This window comes from Candidatus Poriferisocius sp., from assembly GCF_965202595.1.
GTDB lineage: Bacteria > Actinomycetota > Acidimicrobiia > Acidimicrobiales > Bin134 > Poriferisocius.
In genome coordinates this window covers 1216312-1235968 of sequence record NZ_OZ241836.1, presented here as the reverse complement: position 1 = coordinate 1235968, position 19657 = coordinate 1216312, and the positions used below count along the sequence as shown (strand labels likewise).

Here is a 19657-nt window from a genome sequence, read left to right as displayed (position 1 = left end):
TTTTCCAGCTAGATTTTGGGGTTGACAGGCAGGTACGAGGCCAATATGGTGTGGGAGCGCTCTCAGGGGGGATGGATGGAGCGAAGACTGAACCTGGAGGAGATCGGACGTAGAGCGGGTGTGTCCCGCTCAACCGTTTCTCGCGTGGTCAACGGCGACCGCAACGTGAGTTCCAAGACCAAGAAGCGGGTTGAGGCTGTCATTGCCGAGACCGGCTACCGTCCCCACGCCGCGGCCCGGTCCCTGGCCTCCAACAGCACCGATGTCCTGGGGCTCGTCATCCCCAGCGCGGTGGAGACTCTTTTTGACGATCCGTATTTCGGTCGCCTCATCTACGGCATCAGCAGGACCACGAACGAAGTGCGTATGACTTTGACCCTGTTCCTGTTCGGAGAAGTACCCGATGAGAGCTCGATCATCTCGCGGGTGGTGAGTCCAGGTCTGGTTGACGGGGTCATTGTCACTGCAACCAAGATGGGCGACCCGCTGATCGATTACCTACGGGGTACGAACATGCCCTTCGTAGTCATCGGGCGACCTGATGACGGAGGACCGGTCTATTCGGTGGATGTCGACAACCGAGGAGGGGCCCGAGCGGCAGCCCTGCATCTGGCCGGGCTTGGTCACCGGCGCATGGCGCTCATCTCCGCGCCATCCAGCACCAGCGCCGGGGTTGACCGGCGGAAAGGTTTTCTGGACGGCATCACCGAAGCCGGACTCAACCTGGAAAATCGAGTCCGAGCCGGGGATTGGACGGAAAGCTCGGGCCGAAGAGCAATGGAGGATCTGCTGCCCGATCGACCCGATGCCGTCTTCATCGCCTCGGATCGCATGGCCGTGGGTGCGTTGGGGGCTATAAGAGATGCCGGGCTCTCGTGTCCAAAAGACATCGCGATGGTGTCATTTGACGGTCTGGTTGCTCCCGATCAGACCGTTCCGTCACTGACCTCGGTAGCTCAACCGGTGAGCAAGGTAGGCGAACGCGCCGTCAGATTACTCAAATCGGTTATTGACGGGTCTGTCACGGTTCCCGAGTGCATCTCATTCCCGACCGAACTGGTCATACGTGAATCGTGCGGGTCACGACTCGCCAACGGGATGTAAATCATGAGATCGGCTTTTGCTCACCTTTCAGCCCTTAGCTTTGCCGAACAATTTGTTGAGAGCGCTCCCAACCATTGCGCGATCCCCTCCTTGCGCAAGAGGCTGCGAGCGCTCCCTACGCTCTTGCCATTTTGGCCAAGAAACCCCCAACCCTCGTAACCCCTATAAAGGAGATACACAACCATGAAAATCCCAGTAATCAGAAACCTGCTGGTCCTCCTGCTCGCTCTGGTTATGGTCGCGACCGCTTGCGGCAACGACGATGACTCAACGGGGGGCACGGATGAACCGAACCCGGCCACGGCCGAACCGGGCGACACCGACTCGCCCGACCCGATGGCTCCCACTGAGGAGCCGGCCGAGGATGTCACCTTACGAGTGCTCGTGCACCAGAACCCACCAATGGTGGAGTTCATGGAACAGTTCAACGAAGCATTCGAGGACGACAACCCCAACATCTCGATCGACATGCAGGTGGTTGAAGCCGGCGATCTGAGTATTTCCACTCAAACCCGTTTGTCGGCCAACGACATTGATGTCATCGACATCTTCGGGTTCGCCAACGCCGCTCAGCCCTACATGTCCGATGTAACGCCGCCGAACTGGCAGACCTTGATTGAAGCCGGGCTGTTGATGGATCTGACCGGCCAGCCATTTGTGGACAACTACGACGCTGCGACCATCGCCGATGCCGGTTCACTCAATGGCAAGGTTTACGCGATAAATCTTGGCCGCACCTCCTACAGCGGCATGTTCTTGAACCTGGATCTTTTCGAGACCACCGGCGTTGAGATCCCCACCACTTGGGATGAACTCGTGGCCGCATGTGAGGCGTTCAAGGATGCCGGTAACTCCTGCATGACCGCAGGTGGATCCGACGGGTGGCCTATCTTCGTCGGTTCCTACGGTTTGCTGGGCTCCATGTACCCCGACCAGGCGGCGCTGGTCGAGGGACTTTGGAACGGTGACATCACCTGGGACGACGAGCGTTCGGTGGAGATGTTCCGCCGCATGCAGGTATACGCCACCGAGATGCTCGAGGACGGGGTTACCGGCCTGTCCCATGATGCCGCTCCGGCCCGCTTTGCTGCCGGTGATGTCGCAATGATGCCCACCGGGGTATGGCAGGCTCCCGCCCTCGAAGATGCCGGTGTGGACTTCGATTGGGCCTACATACCCTTCCCGGGCAGCAACAACCCTGAGGACAACCAATACCTGTTCGGCAAGTACGACCAGGGGTGGGCCATAGCTGCGAACACACCGCATCCGGAGGCCGCGCTGGCTTACCTCGATGCGTTTTCGGAGCCGGACAACTACGAGGCTTTCGCCAACGCAGTCGGATTCATTCCCACCCAGCCCACTGCCAACCTCAATACCCAACTTGGTGCCGAAGTCGCACCATACTTGAAGAACTTCCAGGTTGGCTTTGAGCAGTACTGGGTTCCGCCCACCGGCGCGGGTCAGTGGGCCAATGGCTCTCAAGCAGCGGCATGGTTCCAGCCGTTCAATGAGTGGAGCGATCCAGTCGCGCTGGCGGAGCAGGCTCAGTCCGACCTGCAAGCCGGACTTGACGCCAGCCAGTAGAAACCACAACCGCTGAATGGTGCGGGCCCCGCGTGGGGCCCGCACCCCGGCGGATTGCGGGGGAAGGCATGCAGTTCATCAAGCGGGACTACCTGTTCGCCCGGGGCTGGAAGAGCATGGCCCCGATTGTCCTGCTGTTGCCGGGGTTCCTGCTCTACCTGGTAATAGCGGTTGGACCCTCGCTGGCGACCGCTGTCTACTCGTTCACCGATGCGACAGGAATCACGGGCATACCCATCAAATGGGTCGGCTTTGAGAACTACGATGAGTTTCTTTTTCGCGGGGCAGCATCACGCGACAACATCGATGCGCTCAAGCGAACGCTCTACTTCTGTTTCTTCGTCACCACTATTCAGTTCGTGCTGGGGCTCTTGCTTGCGGTGCTCCTGAACCGCCGGCTGAAGGGCACGGCCTTCTTCCGGACGATCTTTTTTATGCCTGTTATCCTCGGGGTGGCAATTCAGGGACTGATCTGGAAGTTGTTCCTCCTGCCACGAGGGGGTCCTGCGGCGGAAGTATTTGAATTCTTCGGAGTTACCTCCGAGTTTCTGGGCGGCCAACCCAACCAGGCTTTTGCTTGGGTTATCGTCGTTCAAATCTGGTCAAACGTCGGTATAACCATGGTGATCTTCCTTGCAGGTATGCAAACAATACCAGATAGTCTGTACGAAGCAGCCCGGATTGATGGTGCCAGCGGCTGGCAGGTTTTCAAAAACGTCACCTGGCCGTTGTTGACCCCAGCAGCCAACACTAACTTTCTCCTCAACATCATTGGTTCTCTACAAGCATGGCAGCTATTCCTTGTACTTATTGGTTACCGACCGGGCAGTCAAGTACTGGGATATCTAGTATTTGCCGAGGGGTTTGGGCAAACATCAGGCTCAGTGACCACAGCCTTTCGCCAAGGTTACGCCGCAGCAGCTTCGATAGCCTTGTTCATGCTGGTGCTGTTCATCGCGCTGGCAGCCAATTTCCTAGTTTCCCGCCGTGAGAAGAAGTACTTATCATGACCATAATTGCAAAAAAGCCACTCAAGACACCGAAACAACGATTAGGTGCAAAAAAAATGCCGAAAAAAGGTAAGGTTGCTTCTTATGTAGTCTTGTTGGTGTTTACTGCTCTATACATCGGTCCACTGCTGATGCTGGTTCTCACCTCGTTCAAATCGCTTCCGGAGTTTTTCAGGAACCCAACCGGCTGGCCAGAGGGTTTCGGTTTTGAAAACTTTACCACTGCCTGGGAGTTGGCCAACTTTCCCCGCTACCTTCTCAACACCGCGTTGTACACGGGGATAGCTACGGCAATATGCGTGATCACTTCGGTGCTGGTTGCCTTCCCAATAGCCCGTGGATATTTCAAGGGAGCCAAGCTCATCCTGACTTTGTACCTCATCGCACTTTTCCTACCACCGGCACTGATCCCTCAGTTCCAACTAATTTTGAACCTGGGCCTTTTCAACACTAGAACTGGCTACATCCTGCTTTTTCTTGTGAACCCTATAGGTATAATCATTTTGGTTAACTATATAAAATCCATTCCGAGAGAACTTGACGAGTCGGCTGCGGTGGACGGTTGCGGGTACTACCGGTTTATTTTCACTATAATAATGCCTCTTATTCGGCCTGCTATTGCTACCGTGACGGTGCTCCATGCCATTGGAATATGGAATGAGTTGATTCTACCGACAATTTACTTGACCAATGATGACCTCTATCCGATTACGCGCGGTTTGATCGTTTTCGAGGGACTGTATGGCAGCAATTGGCCGCCTCTGGCAGCCGCTGTGCTCATGTTGATGATGCCGATGCTCCTGCTCTTTTTATTCTTGCAGCGATACATAATCTCTGGCCTGACCGCCGGCGCAGTGAAAGGTTGACCGCAGTCGATATGAGCACCAAAGCCATGAGTATCATAACGCTGATTTGCATCATTTTGGCGACCGGTTGCGGGGCTGAGCAGCAAGCTGTACCGGAGCAGGCACCAACCCGGGCATCAACCCAGGCGGTCGGTGTGGAGGTATCGCCTGTGCCCAGCCCCAGCAGCATCACCCCGACTGAGGTGCCGACCACTGCACCGATTGCCGCCCCTACTCCCGTACCGATCGATCCGGGGGTGGGGTGGGAACTGGTCTGGCACGATGAGTTCGACGGCGACACCATTGACCCATCCAACTGGACTTACGACATTGGCGGTTGGGGCTGGGGAAACGGGGAGGCGCAGTACTACACCTCCCGCCCCCAGAACGCCCGGGTCGAGAACGGTCTGCTGGTGATCGAAGCCCGCCAGGAGCGCTTCGAGAACTCGTACTACACATCTGCCCGTCTCAAGACACAGGGGCTGCAAGAGTTCCGGTACGGCCGATTCGAAGCTCGAATCAAGGTTCCCGCCGGTGCCGGATTGTGGCCGGCGTTTTGGATGCTCGGTGCTCATTTCGACCGGCACTCCGCCGATCCGACCAACCACTGGCCCTTCGTCGGGGAGATAGACATCATGGAGTACCTCGGCCGCGAGCCCGACCTCATCATGGGAACGCTTCACGGTCCGGGCTATTCGGGGGCACTCGGCTTCACCAAGTGGAACCGCCGGGATTACGACATCGCCGATGATTTCCACACCTATGCCATCGAATGGGACGCGGAGGGAATCCGCTGGTTCTACGACGGCGAGCTGTACCACACCCTGACCAGAGATGTTGTGGGCAAGCGTGAGTGGGTATTCGACCACGAGTTCTTTCTCATTTTGAACCTTGCGGTGGGCGGCCAGTTCCCCGGCCCGATCGGCCTCGATGTGGAGTTTCCGGTGAACCTCTACGTGGACCATGTGCGCGTCTACCGGCCAATCTCGGAATCCGGGGCCTAGCGGTGTCCGGGGGCTCGATGTCCGGGGTAAGGCCGGTGGGGGAGTTCTGCGTGGAGGACGGCCTCGAGTGGTACAGGATTGATAACTACGACCTCCTCGACCCGTTTTTGATCAACGTAATCGCTCCTCACGACCAGTGGCTCTTCGCCTCGAGTTCGGGGGCGATCACCGCGGGACGGCATCGTGCCGACAACGCACTTTTTCCTTATGAAACGGAGGACCGCCTGCACCGCAGCGGTGGAAAAACCGGCCCTTTCACCCTCATTCGTGTCGAAGGAATAGACGAAGCCTGGGAACCGTTTGCCGAGCACACCCCGATGGGAAAGGTCCACAGATCCATCGCCAAGACATCCCAGGGCGACCGGCTGCGCTTCCAGGAACACAATCCGGCGTTGGGGCTCACCTTTTGCTACACATGGTCATCAGCGGTGGATTTCGGCCTGATCCGAACCTGCGAGCTGGCCTTCGACGGTCCCCAGCAAGCGGTGGAGGTGGATCTGCTTGACGGATTGATCGATGTGCTCCCTGCCGGAGTCGAACTCTCGACCCAAAAGTTATCCAGTTCCCTGGTGGATGCATACCGCCGCTCGGAGTTGGATTCCGAGTCGGGTCTGGCGCTTTTCACACTCGAGGCCCTGATAACCGATAAGCCCGACCCCGCGGAATCCCTGAGGGCATCGGTGGTGTGGTCAGCCGGACTGGAGAACGTGACCACGGCCCTGTCCGAGCGCCAGATTCGCAGCTTCCGTTCTGGAGAAAATATCCAGCCCGAGCACCTTGTTACCGGTAGGAAGGGGGCTTTTCTCGTCTCGACGAGAGCCCGTCTGGATGCTTCCTCGCCCTTGCGGTGGACAATGGTCGCCGATGTGGGCCAGGACCATGCCGCCGTGGTTCGCCTCCTCCGGTGGCTTCGCAGCTCGACAGCACCGGAGGCCGAGGTGGCTGCGGCCGCGGACACCACCAGTTCCGGATTGATCGATCTTGTCGCGTCAGCCGATGCCCAGCAGGAGACCGGGGATCGTCGAGCAGTCGTCAGCCATTTCACCAACGTGCTTTACAACTGCATGCGAGGTGGTGTGCCCGTTGACAGCCACCGCCTGGAGATCGACGACTTCAGCCGCTTCGTGGCATCGCGAAACCGGGCTGCGAGTACCAGGCTCGCTCCCCTTGTCAAAGCTCTGGACCCCACGGTGGAGCGTGACGTGCTTCGCGACGCGGTGGCAGGCGACATTGACCTTTCCCGCCTGCTCAACGAGTACCTCCCTCTGGCGCTCAGTCGCCGCCACGGCGATCCGAGCCGGCCGTGGAACAGCTTCAACATAGGAAGCTGGCCCTCCGGAGGAACGGTTTCCCTCGAGTACGAGGGCAACTGGCGGGACATCTTCCAGAATTGGGAAGCGCTGATTCGCAGCTTTCCGGGATATGCCGAGCCGGTGGTGGCCAAGTTCCTCAACGCATCCACGATGGATGGGTACAACCCGTACCGGATCACCAGTCAGGGAATCGAATGGGAGACACCCGAAGAGGGGAGTTGGTCCAACTTCGGCTATTGGGGTGATCATCAGATCGTTTACCTGCACCGGCTGCTCGATGCCGTGCATCGCTTCCATCCCGGACTACTCGAAAAAATGCTGCCCAACCCGGCCTTCTCGTATGCCAACGTGCCGTACCGGATCCTTCCCTACGACACAATCCTCGAGGACCCCAAGTACACCCTGGAGTTCGACCATGGCGAGCAAGCCAGGATAGATTTCCGGGTGGCCGCAATGGGCTCGGACGGCAAGCTCGTGCTGACAAACGACGGCCAGGTGCACCACGCGTCACTGGCCGAGAAACTGCTCGTACCTGCGCTGGCGAAGCTCTCCAACCTGGTTCCCGGCGCGGGAATCTGGCTGAATACCCAACGACCCGAATGGAACGATGCCAACAACGCCCTGGTTGGCAATGGCGTATCGGTGGTGACGGTATTCCATCTTCGTGACTACCTCGCTTTCATCGATGGGATTCTGGAGCGATCACCGGGGGATCAGGTGCCGATCGGGCTGCCGGTTATCGACTGGCTCCGCGATCTGGATGCCGCCTTTTCGGCATATGCCGACCCCGCCGATACCGATTTGACGGGTCCGCTGGGTCCGCTGGGCTCGCTGACCGCCGTAACCCGCCGGCGGCTGATGGATCGATTGGGAACCGCCGCCAGCCGGTACCGATCACGGGTATACGGCCACTCCCCGGGGCAAGCCGCCCCGGTCGGTGTGGACGAACTCCGCAGCTTCATCCACGCCGTCCGGCCCCATCTGGACAATGTGACCGATACGGCGCGACGGCCCGACGGGCTGGTGGATGCCTACCGCTTGCTCCGACTCGGGCCGAACACCGCCGACTCGGAGAGGCTCTACCTCATGCTCGAAGGCCAGGTGGCTGCACTGGGTTCTTCGGCCACCGACCCCAACTCGGTGATCGAACTCGTTGACAACTTGTTCAGGAGCAGGCTCTATAGGCCCGATCAGGCCTCCTTCCTGCTCTATCCGTTCACCCCGCGCCCACCGTTTTTGCACAAGAACCGGGTTCCCAACACAATGATCGGCCCTGTTGTGTCGAGCCTCCTGGATGCCGATACCGGGATCGTGAGCCGCGACATAAACGGCATCGTGCGATTTGGTAGCCACCTCCGCTGCGCTCGGGATCTCACAGCCGCTCTCGATGAACTGGATGCATCGCTGCCGCTCGACCGCGCCGAGATCATGGATGCTTACGAGGCCGTGTTCAACCACTGGGCCTTCACCGGCCGATCCCAGACCATGTACCGGTACGAGGGGCTCGGGTCGGTCTACTGGCACATGGTGGCCAAACTGCTGCTCGCGTTGCAGGAACGTATTTTTGCCGCGGTTGACTCGGGTGACGACGTGGCCCTCGTGACCGGGATGATCGAACGTTACCGCCGGATAAGGGCCGGCCTCGGGGACAGGAAAACCGTTGCCAACCACGGGGCGTTCCCGCTCGACCCCCATTCGCACACTCCGGCCCACTCCGGTGCGCAGCAGCCCGGACCAACCGGTGCGGCCAAGGAAGGCGTTCTTCTGCGGTGGGGTGAACTCGGGGTGCGAGTAGAAGCCGGTTCCGTACGCTTTCAACCCATTTTTCTCGCCAACCAGGAGTTCCTGACCGAGCCGCGACCATGGGCACCGCTCGGGCCGGGTCAGGCCCTTGAGGCCAACACTTTGGGTTTCACTTACTGTGGAATCCCGATCGTCTACCACCGCCGAGATGGAGAGCTGCTGACCCATGCAACCCATACCGATGGAGAGGTGGTCACCGGTGATGACCGGTTGGACCGGGAAACCAGCAGGGCGTTGTTTGCCCGAAAGGGCGCGATCACCAGGGTTGACGTGTGGTTACAACCGGGGATCTCAGCTCACAGTACGAGTTGAGCCCCGAACTGGCAGCCCCGAAAAGGAGTTGAGGCAATGGCATCGATAACGATCCAGCAGGTGGACAAGGTCTACCCCAATGACTTCCAGGCAATCCACAACCTCAACCTGGAGGTCGAGGACGGGGAGTTCCTGGTACTCGTCGGGCCATCCGGCTGCGGCAAATCAACCGCTTTGAGAATGGTGGCGGGCCTCGAGGAGATCACCAGCGGCGTGCTGCGAATCGGCGATCGGGTGGTCAACAATGTTGAACCCAAGAACCGCGATATCGCCATGGTCTTCCAGAACTACGCGCTTTACCCGCATATGACCGCCAGGGAGAACATCGGATTCGCACTGAAGCTGGCCAAGGTCCCGAGAAAGGAGGTCACCAAACGCGTCATCGAGGCCGCCCAGATGCTCGAGCTGTCCGAACAACTGGACAAGAAACCGAGCCAGCTATCCGGCGGGCAGCGCCAGCGCGTGGCGATGGGTCGAGCAATAGTGCGGCAACCCGCCGCCTTCTTGATGGACGAACCGCTGTCGAACCTCGATGCCAAGCTCCGGGTCCAGATGCGAGCCGACATCTCCCGGCTCCAGCGGCAGTTGGGAGTCACGACCATCTACGTCACCCACGACCAGGTCGAAGCGATGACGATGGGCGACCGGGTGGCTGTTCTCAAAGACGGGGTACTCCAGCAGATCGACACCCCCCAAGTGCTCTACGACCGGCCCAATAACGTTTTCGTGGCCGCCTTCATCGGTTCGCCCTCGATGAATCTCTACGAAGCCTCGCTGGAGGATCACCGGCTCCGGCTCGGATCGCACGAGTTGACGCTGCCGACCTCAACCTTCGAGCAGCGGCCCGCTCTCCAGCGCTACCGGGGCCAGAACGTGATCGTGGGGGTGAGGCCCGAGGATCTGGAGGATGCATCGTTGGGGCCGACTCCGCCGAGCGGCACGACCATGAGCTGCACTGTGGAGTTGACCGAATCTTTGGGCAACGAGATCGTCATCCATTTCCTGCTCGATGCCACAAGGGCTGACCCCGGAAATCCCGACCCCAGCGATGACACCCGCCACAACAACGCCGTAGCCCGTTTGGATCCCCGCAGCAGATGCAGCGCCGGTGAGATCATCGATATCACGGTCAAGGTTGGGAATCTCCATTTCTTCGATCCCGACGGCCACACCTCGATCTGGGACTGATCCCGGCCCATACAAAACCGCACCCGGTTGGATCCCAGTGGGGAATCATCAGAAGGAGAAAACTTAAATTGGATTGCTAATATAATTTGACTTAGTCCAATATCAGTAGCAGTATGGGGTCATGGCCCCCGGAGAACCCGCTGCTGATCTGTTGCGCAGGAGCGGTATTCAGGTCACTGCTCAGCGGCTCGCGGTTCTGCGTGCCGTGGCCACCCAACCCCACAGCACCGCCGACGATGTGGCCGAAGCCGTCCACCACGAGATCGGCGCCATATCCCGCCAGTCCGTGTACGACTCGTTGGGGATGCTGGCCGACCGGGGACTGATCCGCCGGATACAACCGGCCCGATCCCCGGCGCGCTACGAGGACCGAGTCGGCGACAACCACCACCACCTGATCTGCCGGGCCTGCGGCTGCATGGTGGATGTTGACTGCGCGGTGGGGTACACCCCCTGCCTCACCGCCGCCGACAACTCCGGTTACGAGATCGACGAGGCCGAGGTCATCTACTGGGGCCGATGCCCCCGGTGCCTCGCCGAAGCGCCGAAATCCTCGGCCTTATGAACCCATCCATCCATAACATCCATCATCCGTAAGGAGAATCCCATGTCACAAGAAGCGAACCGGTGCCCGTTCTCGGGTGCCAACACCGTGAAGGCAGCATCGGCCACCGAACAGTGGTGGCCCGAGCAGTTGAACCTGAAGATCCTGCACCAGCACTCGGCCGAAGCCGATCCGATGGGTGGGGACTTCGACTACGCCACCGAGTTCGAGTCCCTCGACCTGGCCGCCGTGAAGCGGGACATCGTCGGCGTGCTGACCAAATCCCAGGACTGGTGGCCGGCCGACTACGGCCACTACGGACCGTTGATGGTTCGCCTCACCTGGCATGCCGCCGGCACGTACCGGATCGGTGACGGTCGCGGGGGTGGGGGAACCGGGGCGCAGAGGTTCGCGCCGCTGAACAGTTGGCCCGACAACGCCGGCCTCGACAAGGCCCGGCGGCTGCTGTGGCCGATCAAGCAGAAGTACGGCCGCCAGTTGTCATGGGCCGATCTTCTTATCCTGGCCGGCAACGTGGCCCTGGAGTCGATGGGCCTCAAGACCTTCGGTTTCGGCGGAGGTCGCGAGGACATCTGGGCCCCGGAGGAGGATGTCAACTGGGGCACCGAGAGCGAGTGGCTCGGTGATGAGCGCTACTCGGGGGACCGCGAGTTGGAGACCCCGCTGGGCGCGGTCCAGATGGGTCTCATCTACGTGAACCCCGAGGGGCCCAACGGCAACCCCGATCCGGTTGCCGCCGGTATCGACATCCGGGAAACCTTCGGCCGCATGGCAATGGACGACGAGGAAACCGTGGCCCTGATCGCCGGCGGTCACACCTTCGGCAAGATGCACGGAGCGGCCCCCGACAGCTATGTCGGCCCCGAACCCGAGGGGGCCGCCCTCGAGGAGCAAGGGCTGGGCTGGAGGAACACCTTCGGCTCCGGTACCGGTGCTGACACGATCACCAGTGGTCTCGAGGGGGCGTGGACCACCGATCCCACCAGGTGGGACAACGGTTTCTTCGACAACCTGTTCAACTACGAGTGGGAGCTTACGCAGAGCCCCGCCGGGGCCAGCCAGTGGCGACCGACCGATCGAGCCGCCGACGGTACCGTGCCCGACGCTCACGATCCCTCCAAGCGGCATGCACCGGTGATGCTCACAACCGACCTGGCGCTGCGATTCGACCCTGTGTACGAGCCCATCTCACGCCGCTTCCACGCCCACCCCGATGAGCTGGCCGATGCCTTCGCCCGGGCCTGGTTCAAGCTCACCCACCGCGACATGGGGCCGGTGTCCCGCTACCTGGGCCCGGAGGTTCCCGATGAGGAGCTGATCTGGCAGGACCCGGTTCCCGCCGCCGGTGGCGAAGCGATCACCAAGGCGGATACCGCCGCCCTGAAGACCATGATCCTCGAGTCGGGACTGTCCGTGGCCCAGTTGGTGGCAACGGCGTGGGCCTCGGCCTCCACATTCCGGGGCACCGACATGCGGGGCGGTGCCAACGGAGCTCGCATCCGGCTTGCTCCTCAAAGGGACTGGGAGGTCAACGTGTTGGCCGGTGTCCACCCCGTGCTGAGCGCTCTCGAGCGGATCCAGGCCGACTTCAACGCCCGGGAAGCCCGGCAGGTCTCGCTGGCCGACCTGATCGTCCTCGGCGGTTGCGCCGCGGTGGAGAAGGCCGCCGGCGATGCCGGACACGAGGTGGAGGTTGCTTTCTCGCCGGGCCGGACCGATGCCAGCCAGGAACAGACCGACGTTCAGAGCTTTGCCGTGCTCGAGCCCACCGCCGACGGCTTCCGCAATCACCGGGCTGACTTCCACAAGCGGCCGGCCGAGGAACTGCTGGTGGACAAGGCGTTCCTGCTCAACCTGACCGCCCCGGAGATGGCGGTGCTGGTCGGGGGCATGCGGGTCCTCGATGCCAACGTCGGTTCGGTTCGCCACGGTGTCCTCACCGGCCGGCCGGGGGCGCTCACCAACGATTTCTTCGTGAACCTGCTCGACATGGACACCCGGTGGCAGCCGTCGGCCGACCAGGCCGAAGTTTACGAGGGTCGTGACCGAACCTCGGGCGAACTTCGCTGGACCGCCACTGCCGCCGACCTGGTGTTCGGCTCCAACTCGCAGCTCCGAGCCATCGCCGAGGTCTACGCCGCCAGCGACGGCGAGCATAAGTTCGTAAACGACTTCGCCACCGCCTGGTCCAAGGTCATGCACCTGGACCGCTTCGACCTGCGCTAACCCCCAAAAAACAGCGGGAAACCGTTGGGCTGCCTGCATGAACGCCTTTGAAGTGCTCGGCCCCCGGTAAACATCAATTTGTGGCCGCCCGCGGCGGTGCCACCAATGAGAGGGGATCGTAGTGCTACGAACGGTGAGGGTGTTGATCGTGATCGGGGCCACGGCCACCGACCAGCAGCCGGCCTGCATCCAGGCGACCGAGGACGACGAGGCCTTCATCGTGGTGTTCGTCGGCGGGATGGCCGCGGAGACCGTGCTGTGCGTCACCGAGCAGCACGAGCGCATCGCCTACGCCCAATCGGGGGTGTTGCCCCAGTCGGTCTACGACCGGTCGGGGGGTGCCTGTTCAACCACGCGATCTCCGCCGAGCGGCTGATGGCCACCTGGGTACAGGTTCTGAACAGCAACGACATCCTGGAGCCGAACCGAGCCACGTGGAAGCTTCCGGCGGTACGGAGTTCGCCATCACCGGTTCGGGCTGGACAGCCGCGCCACCCATTTTCGTGCTCCCGTGCGAGTACCGTGATGACCCTTCCACGCTGACCGCAGCCGACGGGTGCGATGCCGGCAACCTCACCCCTGATGCCGCCGTAACGAACCGGATGAGATCGTTGCCCTGTTCGTCCCGGAGGGCTGGTATCGCGCCTTCGGTGAGTTGTACTCGATGGAGGCCCAGCGACCGGTAGGAGAAATATCGTGGGTAGGCTTGACTTCGGGAGGGGGGGGGGGGGGTAAGGTTGGAGCTGAGTGAGTTTCAGCCCTAGGAGGACTGATTGATGAGTAGAGCGTGTTTTCGCAGGTGTTTGTTGTTGGTGGCGTTGTTGGCAGGTGGGGTTGCTGTGGCAGTTGTTCCTCAGGGTCTGGCGGCGCAAGGCTCTTCGGGTGAGGGGGCTGTTGATGGGGTTGAGGTTGTGCCGGAGGTGGTGGTTGTTCCTTCGAGTGCTGGGGTTACTTTGTCATGGACTCATGTTGGTGGTGCTGGTGAGGGTGTCGAGTGTCCTGTTTCACGGTACTGGGTGAGGGTGTATCACTTCGCGGCAGGCCAGTATGTTCTTGATGCCGAGGATTATTTGGATTACCCGGCCACCAGTTTCGAGGTCGATGAGGGTTTGGCTCCGTCTACTGGTTATTGGGTCCAGGTGTGGCCTCATTCGCAAAGCTGTGACAGGTACGCAAGCAACGGTGGCAAAACAGTTAGTTTCACAACGACCGCTGAGTCCACCCCCGAACCCACACCAGAACCAACCCCTGAGCCCACGCCAGAACCCACGCCAGAACCAACCCCTGAGCCCACCCCCGAACCCACGCCAGAACCAACCCCTGAGCCCACCCCCGAACCCACGCCAGAGGTGTTGACGGTATCAATGGCTGATGTGAGCGTTGCTGAGGGTAACCGCGATTACACCGACCTTGTGTTCACGGTGGAGTTGAGCGGCACCCCCAGCCATGACGTAACCATGCATGCCTCAGCAGTGTCACCCCTGGGTGCCTCAGCCACCCGCAATAAAAACAATCCGGGGCGTGATTACGTAGGTTTCAACAAAAGATCTGTGCTCTTTCCAGCCAACGCCACCGGAACTCAGCTCACTCAAACCGTTACCGTCAAAGTGGTGGGGGATACAGCATCGGAGGACGACGAAACCTTTGTTTTGCGCCTCAAAAACCTTCAAACTCAGGATGATCGAGTTATTTTCACAGGAGGCGATCGGAAACTTGAAGCCACCGGCACCATCCGTGATGACGATGCGACTCAAACCCAAGTCTACGGAGCTGGAATCAGAGACGAACAACCCACACAAGATGGCATACCTACTCCCACTCCAACCTCTACCCCCACTGCAACTCCTACTCCCACTCCAACCCCCACTGCCACTGCGACTCCTGAACCCACGCCTCCTCCCAGCAATGTAAACGATGATAGTAATGATGACAATAACGATGATGGTGGTTTGAATGATGATGACGATGGTGATGGTGCTGTGGGCAAGGTGGATGACGTTGTTGTTACTGCGTCTGAAAGCCCTCTTTTTGCTGCTGGTATGGACCATTCCTGCGCGTTGCGTGACGACGGTAGTATTACCTGTTGGGGTAGCAACCGGGATGGCCAGTTGGATGTTCCGGCGGGTAAGTTCAGTGCGGTAGCTGCCAGCTACTCTTCTTGCGGGTTGCGCACTGATGGTACCATTACCTGCTGGGGGTCTGCGGGTAATAAGGGTGTGGATCTGCGGGTGGGTATACCATCGGGAAGCTTCAGCGCGGTATCAACTGCACGGTCTTATGCGTGCGGGTTGCGCACTGACGGTACTATTGCCTGCTGGGGTAGCAACGGGTCGGGCCAGTTAAACGTTCCGTCAGGCAAGTTCAGCACCTTGTCAACAGGGTTTAACGCTGCTTGCGCTCTGCGTGCTGACGGCACCGTTGCCTGCTGGGTAGGCGAAAGTTCCACCACTCCAAGTCCTACTCCTACTGTCGATCCTTTTCTATGCAAAGTGTTCACTGGTACCACGATGGAAGATTTTTACTGTAAGAAACCCGACCTTTCCAGTATTTACAGCAAGTTGCTTCCTCCACCAGGTAAGTTCACATCGGTTTCGGCTGGCGGGGATTTTGCGTGCGGGTTGCGCCCTGATGGGACTATTGCCTGCTGGGGTCGCGACGGGTGGCTCTCCCTGGTGTCGGATGTTCCGGAGGGTGAGTTCAAAGCTTTAGCTGCCGGCGTTGACTTTGCCTGCGGGGTGCGTGTTGGCGGCAGCATTGCCTGCTGGGGTAATGAGAGGTTGAGCCAGACTGACCCACCAGCGGGGAGCTTCACTGCGATCAGTGCTGGTTGGCGGCATTCTTGTGCCATGCGTGTTGATGGCACCCTTGTATGCTGGGGTATCAGCGATGATGGCCAGACGGACGTACCCGACGATTTGGCGGGTACGTCAACCGATGGGTCAAACCAGCCATTCCGGTTCTCGTCTATATCTTCTGGTGGGGATCACACGTGCGGGTTGCTTACTGGCTTGTTGAGTGATGATGCCAAAGCCATTTGTTGGGGAGACGACAGCCATGGCCAGTCAACTCCGAATTCAGGCAAGTTTACCGCTATTTCCACCGGCCAGGACTTCTCCTGCGGGGTAGCGCGCACTGGCAGTACCGTTAGTTGTTGGGGGAACAACAGCAAAGGCCAGTTGGACGCTCCGTCGGGTGAGTTCATTGCTATATCTTCCGGTGGGGCTCATTCGTGCGGGTTGCGCCCTGGCGGCGCTATTGCCTGCTGGGGTGACAACAGCCATGGTCAAACGGACGCCCCTTCGGGCACGTTCGATGCGGTGTCGGTTGGTTACCAGCATTCTTGTGGACTAAAGCGAGGATATAGTATAGTCATACTCCGAGGCGAAAGTGTTGTTTGTTGGGGTGATAACAGTAGCGGTCAAACGGACGCACCCGTGAAACAACAAGGCTCAAGTTGGACCGAAAGCTTCCTTAGACTATCGGCTGGCTACCAGCATTCCTGCACAGTCAAACAGGGCGGCACTATTGTTTGTTGGGGTGATAACAGTAGAAGCCAGACGGATGTGCCTACGCACCCATCCACCATGAGGAGGGTGTCGGCTGGTTACTGGCAGTCGTGCGGCATGGATGCTTATGGCGCTACTTTCTGCTGGGGCGATGGCGATTACGACTTCAGCAAGTCAAAGTTTTCGGCGCACCTGTTCAGAGAGGTGTCGATTGGCCATGAGCATTCGTGCGGGCTGCTGCGCACAGGCCACGTTGTTTGCTGGGGTGACAACAGTAGCGGCCAAACCAACGTCCCCACCCGCCCCCGCACCTAACCAGTCGGCGCAGCAACGTCGGCCACCGACGCCCCGATGATGGCGCTGAGCGGTTCAATTCGCAAGTTACCTCCTGGCCCATAGGAGAACCAGTACCGATCAATACCGACAAGGTAGTAAGATTTCGCCATCCTCATCTCATTTGACATCGACGGCACGTTGGAATGTGGCGATCCTCCCGGTCCTATCTCACTGGAAGCCATGCGCGAAGCCAAAGCCCGGGGCTACGTGATTGGCAGCGGCTCCGACCGGGTTCGCTCCGATCAGGAGCGTCTGTGGGATGCCAACGGGATCAACGTTGACTTCGTGGGGGGCAAGCACCACCTGAGCGACGTCCGGGACCGGTTCGAGGCCAGCCGCTACGTTCACATCGGCGACACCGAAGTGGATCGTTACTATGCCGAAGCCGCCGGGTTCGAGTTCTTGCACGTGGAGGAGCTGGAGGGAATCCCCGGTGCCCTGGCCGGTTCCGACTTCTTCGACTGGCTGGGCTAGCCCACTTTCGACTTCCTGACCCTCACCCTCAGTGGCGCCTCTCAGTGGGGCCGGAGGCGGCGCAGGCCCGCCAGAGCTTCTTGGAGAGCCTCGACGGCGGTGTCCACATCCTGGTCCCCAGTGGACCAGCCCACCGAGAGGCGCAGCGAATGGTGCGCATCCACCCCCATGGCCTCCAGTACCGGGGAAGGCATCAGCGACTCCGAAGCGCAGGAGCTGCCGGAATGGGCGGCCACCCCGGCTCGATCCAGGGCCAGCAGCACTGCCTGAGGCTCCACATCGTCGATTCCCAGGCACACCAGATGGGGTAGGCGCTGGGTGGGGTGCCCGTGGATGGCCACCCCCTCGATGGCGGCGACCTGCGACCTGAGCCGGCCGGTGAGCGATTCGCAGCGCTGGGCCTCCCTCTTCAGGCCATCCCCGGCCAGAGCGGTGCAAGCGGCCGCGAAGCCGGCGATGGCCGCGCCGTTCTCCAACCCGGCCCGGCGGCCTCGTTCCTGGTCCCCGCCCTCGAGGAGCGGCACCAGACGCAACCCCTGGCGCACCAGCAACGCCCCCACGCCGGGGGGACCTCCGAACTTGTGGGCGCTGATCGACAGCAAATCGGCTCCGATCCCAGCAAAGTCGATGGGCAGGCGGCCGCCGGCGGCGGCGGCATCCACGTGGATCAGAACCTCGGGGGATCGTTCCCGGCAGGCAGCAATCACCTCTGCCACCGGCTGCACGGTGCCCACCTCGTGGTTGGCCCACTGGCAGTGAACGGCGGCGGTTACGGCCGTGATGGCCCCGGCCATCCGGTCGGGGTCCACCCGCCCGGTGCCGTCCACCCCGACCACGGTTATGTCGTGATGCTGGGTCTCGAGCCTTCGGGTGGACAGCCGCACCGCAGAATGCTCCACCGCGCTCAACACCTGGTGGGTACCGCGATGCGATGCCCCATGAACCGCGGCGGCTATCGACTCGGTGGCTCCGCTGGTGAACACCACCTCCCGGGGTCGGGCACCGAAGAAATCGGCCACCTGCCGGCGGGCCTGCTCGATCTCGTAGCGGGTGGCCAGAGCCTCGGCGTGCATCCGGGAGGGATCGCCGTGCTCGGCGGCCCACCAGCGATTCATGGCCGCCACCGACTCGGGGCGGATGGGCGATGTCGATGCGTGGTCGAGATAGTGGCGGTTGGTCACGGCACAAGGAACGGGGAGTCGATGCCGTAATCTACCGGCATGGCTCCCGGCGACGACACCTCCGCCCCGCCCCGGCGAACCATCCCCTTCACCGATCCGGCGTGCTCGACCCGGGTGATGCTGATCGCCTCGGGCAAGGGCGGGGTGGGCAAGTCGTCGATAACCGTGAACCTGGCCGTGGCCCTGGCCGCGGCCGGGCACCGCACCGCAGTGGTGGACGCTGATGTGTGGGGGTTCTCCGTTCCCCGGATGCTGGGAATCCACCACCCCCCGCAGATGGTGGACGAGATGATCGTGCCCCCCGAGGCCCACGGCGTGCGGTGCATCTCCATGGGGTTCTTCGCCGAGGAGGACCAAGCGGTCATCTGGCGAGGCCCCATGCTTCACAAGGCCCTGGAGCAGTTCCTCACCGATGTGGCCTGGGAGGATCCCGATTTTTTGCTGGTGGACCTGCCGCCGGGCACCGGGGACATCTCCATATCGCTGGCCCAGTTCTTGCCCCGCTCCGAAGTGTACGTGGTTACCACCCCTCAACCGGCAGCTCAGCGGGTGGCCCAGCGGGCGGCGTTCATGGCCGGCAAGGTCAACCTTACGGTGCGGGGGGTGATCGAGAACATGTCCTGGTTCACCGGCGACGACGGCAAGCGGTACGAGCTGTTCGGCGCCGGGGGAGGCCAGGAACTGGCCGACCGGCTCGACGTGCCCCTGATCGGCCGGGTGCCGCTTCTGCCCGCGCTGCGGGAGGGAGCCGACGGGGGGCGGCCCATCGTGGCGACCGCTCCGGACTCCGAGGCCGGCCGGGCCTTCTCGGCCATGGCCGCCCACCTGCTGGACAACCCGCCTCCCCGGCGGATCCACCGGCCGGAGCTCAAGATCATCTAGGAAAGATCATCCAAGACAACACTGAAGGACAAAGGAGAACACCCATGCACGTGAGGATCGGCGTTGCCCGGAGCCAGAAGGAGATCGAGGTGGAACTGGACCCCGACTCCGATGTGAAAAAAGTGAAGAAAACCATCACCTCCGGGGTGGTCTCGGGGGAGATGCTGTGGCTGACCGACAGCCGGGGCCGGGAGGTGGGAATCCCGGCGGCCAGTGTGGCCTACATCGAGCTCGATCCCGCCGCTTCGAGCCGATCCATCGGCTTCGGGAGCTGACCGCGGGAGCTGACCGCGGGAGCTGACCGCGGGAGCTAGCAGAACCTGA

15 protein-coding genes are annotated in these 19657 nt (G+C 61.1%); 14 read left to right on the top strand and 1 reads right to left on the bottom strand.

Going from position 1 to position 19657, the window contains the following annotated elements; genetic code table 11:
* Positions 1 to 75 precede the first annotated feature (75 nt).
* The 12 genes from ACOGXC_RS05955 (at position 76) to ACOGXC_RS05900 (ending at position 17270) form a co-directional block, all read left to right on the top strand.
* The gene (locus tag ACOGXC_RS05955; RefSeq protein ID WP_419919786.1) at positions 76 to 1104 is read left to right on the top strand and encodes a LacI family DNA-binding transcriptional regulator; all 1029 of its coding nucleotides are present in this window, start codon (positions 76 to 78) and stop codon (positions 1102 to 1104) included.
* A 183-nt stretch (positions 1105 to 1287) separates the two neighbouring features.
* A complete protein-coding gene (locus ACOGXC_RS05950; protein ID WP_419919785.1) occupies positions 1288 to 2688 on the top strand; it encodes an ABC transporter substrate-binding protein in 1401 nt (466 codons plus the stop codon).
* A gap of 68 nt (positions 2689 to 2756) precedes the next feature.
* Positions 2757 to 3698, top strand: a complete 942-nt coding sequence (locus tag ACOGXC_RS05945; protein ID WP_419919784.1) for a carbohydrate ABC transporter permease — start codon at positions 2757 to 2759, stop codon at positions 3696 to 3698.
* Positions 3695 to 4564, top strand: coding sequence for a carbohydrate ABC transporter permease (locus ACOGXC_RS05940; RefSeq protein WP_419919783.1), 870 nt, complete (start codon positions 3695 to 3697; stop codon positions 4562 to 4564). Before ACOGXC_RS05945 ends, ACOGXC_RS05940 begins: the two co-directional genes overlap by 4 nt.
* Before the next feature lie 134 nt (positions 4565 to 4698).
* On the top strand, positions 4699 to 5547 hold the full coding sequence (locus tag ACOGXC_RS05935; protein WP_419919782.1) for a glycoside hydrolase family 16 protein: 849 nt from the start codon (positions 4699 to 4701) through the stop codon (positions 5545 to 5547).
* A 17-nt stretch (positions 5548 to 5564) separates the two neighbouring features.
* Positions 5565 to 8975: a hypothetical protein gene (locus ACOGXC_RS05930; protein ID WP_419919781.1), complete on the top strand. Its 3411-nt coding sequence runs from the start codon at positions 5565 to 5567 to the stop codon at positions 8973 to 8975.
* Positions 8976 to 9011: 36 nt separating this feature from the next.
* Positions 9012 to 10163, top strand: a complete 1152-nt coding sequence (locus ACOGXC_RS05925; protein WP_419919780.1) for an ABC transporter ATP-binding protein — start codon at positions 9012 to 9014, stop codon at positions 10161 to 10163.
* A gap of 121 nt (positions 10164 to 10284) precedes the next feature.
* Positions 10285 to 10728: a Fur family transcriptional regulator gene (locus ACOGXC_RS05920; protein WP_419919779.1), complete on the top strand. Its 444-nt coding sequence runs from the start codon at positions 10285 to 10287 to the stop codon at positions 10726 to 10728.
* Between the two features lie 42 nt (positions 10729 to 10770).
* A complete protein-coding gene (gene katG, locus ACOGXC_RS05915; protein WP_419919778.1) occupies positions 10771 to 12954 on the top strand; it encodes a catalase/peroxidase HPI in 2184 nt (727 codons plus the stop codon).
* Positions 12955 to 13087: 133 nt separating this feature from the next.
* A complete protein-coding gene (locus tag ACOGXC_RS05910) occupies positions 13088 to 13330 on the top strand; it encodes a hypothetical protein (protein ID WP_419919777.1) in 243 nt (80 codons plus the stop codon).
* Positions 13331 to 14318: 988 nt separating this feature from the next.
* Positions 14319 to 16775: a hypothetical protein gene (locus ACOGXC_RS05905; RefSeq protein ID WP_419919776.1), complete on the top strand. Its 2457-nt coding sequence runs from the start codon at positions 14319 to 14321 to the stop codon at positions 16773 to 16775.
* 201 nt (positions 16776 to 16976) lie between these two features.
* On the top strand, positions 16977 to 17270 hold the full coding sequence (locus ACOGXC_RS05900) for a DUF7124 domain-containing protein (RefSeq protein WP_419919775.1): 294 nt from the start codon (positions 16977 to 16979) through the stop codon (positions 17268 to 17270).
* Between the two features lie 41 nt (positions 17271 to 17311).
* On the opposite strand, the gene ACOGXC_RS05895 is transcribed toward ACOGXC_RS05900, so the two are convergent.
* Positions 17312 to 18451, bottom strand: a complete 1140-nt coding sequence (locus ACOGXC_RS05895; RefSeq protein ID WP_419919774.1) for a cysteine desulfurase family protein — start codon at positions 18449 to 18451, stop codon at positions 17312 to 17314.
* A gap of 39 nt (positions 18452 to 18490) precedes the next feature.
* On the opposite strand from ACOGXC_RS05895, the gene ACOGXC_RS05890 reads away from it, so the two are divergent.
* The gene (locus tag ACOGXC_RS05890; protein ID WP_419919773.1) at positions 18491 to 19333 is read left to right on the top strand and encodes an Mrp/NBP35 family ATP-binding protein; all 843 of its coding nucleotides are present in this window, start codon (positions 18491 to 18493) and stop codon (positions 19331 to 19333) included.
* Between the two features lie 44 nt (positions 19334 to 19377).
* Positions 19378 to 19608: a DUF3107 domain-containing protein gene (locus tag ACOGXC_RS05885; protein ID WP_419919772.1), complete on the top strand. Its 231-nt coding sequence runs from the start codon at positions 19378 to 19380 to the stop codon at positions 19606 to 19608.
* Positions 19609 to 19657 lie beyond the last annotated feature (49 nt).

Excerpts from the sequence above, each read along its gene's own strand:
- ACOGXC_RS05955 (WP_419919786.1), top strand. The coding sequence starts at position 76 with ATGGAGCGAAGACTGAACCTGGAGGAGATCGGACGTAGAGCGGGTGTG.
- ACOGXC_RS05950 (WP_419919785.1), top strand. The coding sequence starts at position 1,288 with ATGAAAATCCCAGTAATCAGAAACCTGCTGGTCCTCCTGCTCGCTCTG.
- ACOGXC_RS05900 (WP_419919775.1), top strand. The coding sequence starts at position 16,977 with ATGCGCGAAGCCAAAGCCCGGGGCTACGTGATTGGCAGCGGCTCCGAC.
- ACOGXC_RS05940 (WP_419919783.1), top strand. The coding sequence starts at position 3,695 with ATGACCATAATTGCAAAAAAGCCACTCAAGACACCGAAACAACGATTA.
- ACOGXC_RS05920 (WP_419919779.1), top strand. The coding sequence starts at position 10,285 with ATGGCCCCCGGAGAACCCGCTGCTGATCTGTTGCGCAGGAGCGGTATT.
- ACOGXC_RS05925 (WP_419919780.1), top strand. The coding sequence starts at position 9,012 with ATGGCATCGATAACGATCCAGCAGGTGGACAAGGTCTACCCCAATGAC.
- ACOGXC_RS05890 (WP_419919773.1), top strand. The coding sequence starts at position 18,491 with ATGGCTCCCGGCGACGACACCTCCGCCCCGCCCCGGCGAACCATCCCC.
- ACOGXC_RS05945 (WP_419919784.1), top strand. The coding sequence starts at position 2,757 with ATGCAGTTCATCAAGCGGGACTACCTGTTCGCCCGGGGCTGGAAGAGC.
- ACOGXC_RS05905 (WP_419919776.1), top strand. The coding sequence starts at position 14,319 with ATGGCTGATGTGAGCGTTGCTGAGGGTAACCGCGATTACACCGACCTT.
- ACOGXC_RS05930 (WP_419919781.1), top strand. The coding sequence starts at position 5,565 with ATGTCCGGGGTAAGGCCGGTGGGGGAGTTCTGCGTGGAGGACGGCCTC.
- ACOGXC_RS05885 (WP_419919772.1), top strand. The coding sequence starts at position 19,378 with ATGCACGTGAGGATCGGCGTTGCCCGGAGCCAGAAGGAGATCGAGGTG.
- katG (WP_419919778.1), top strand. The coding sequence starts at position 10,771 with ATGTCACAAGAAGCGAACCGGTGCCCGTTCTCGGGTGCCAACACCGTG.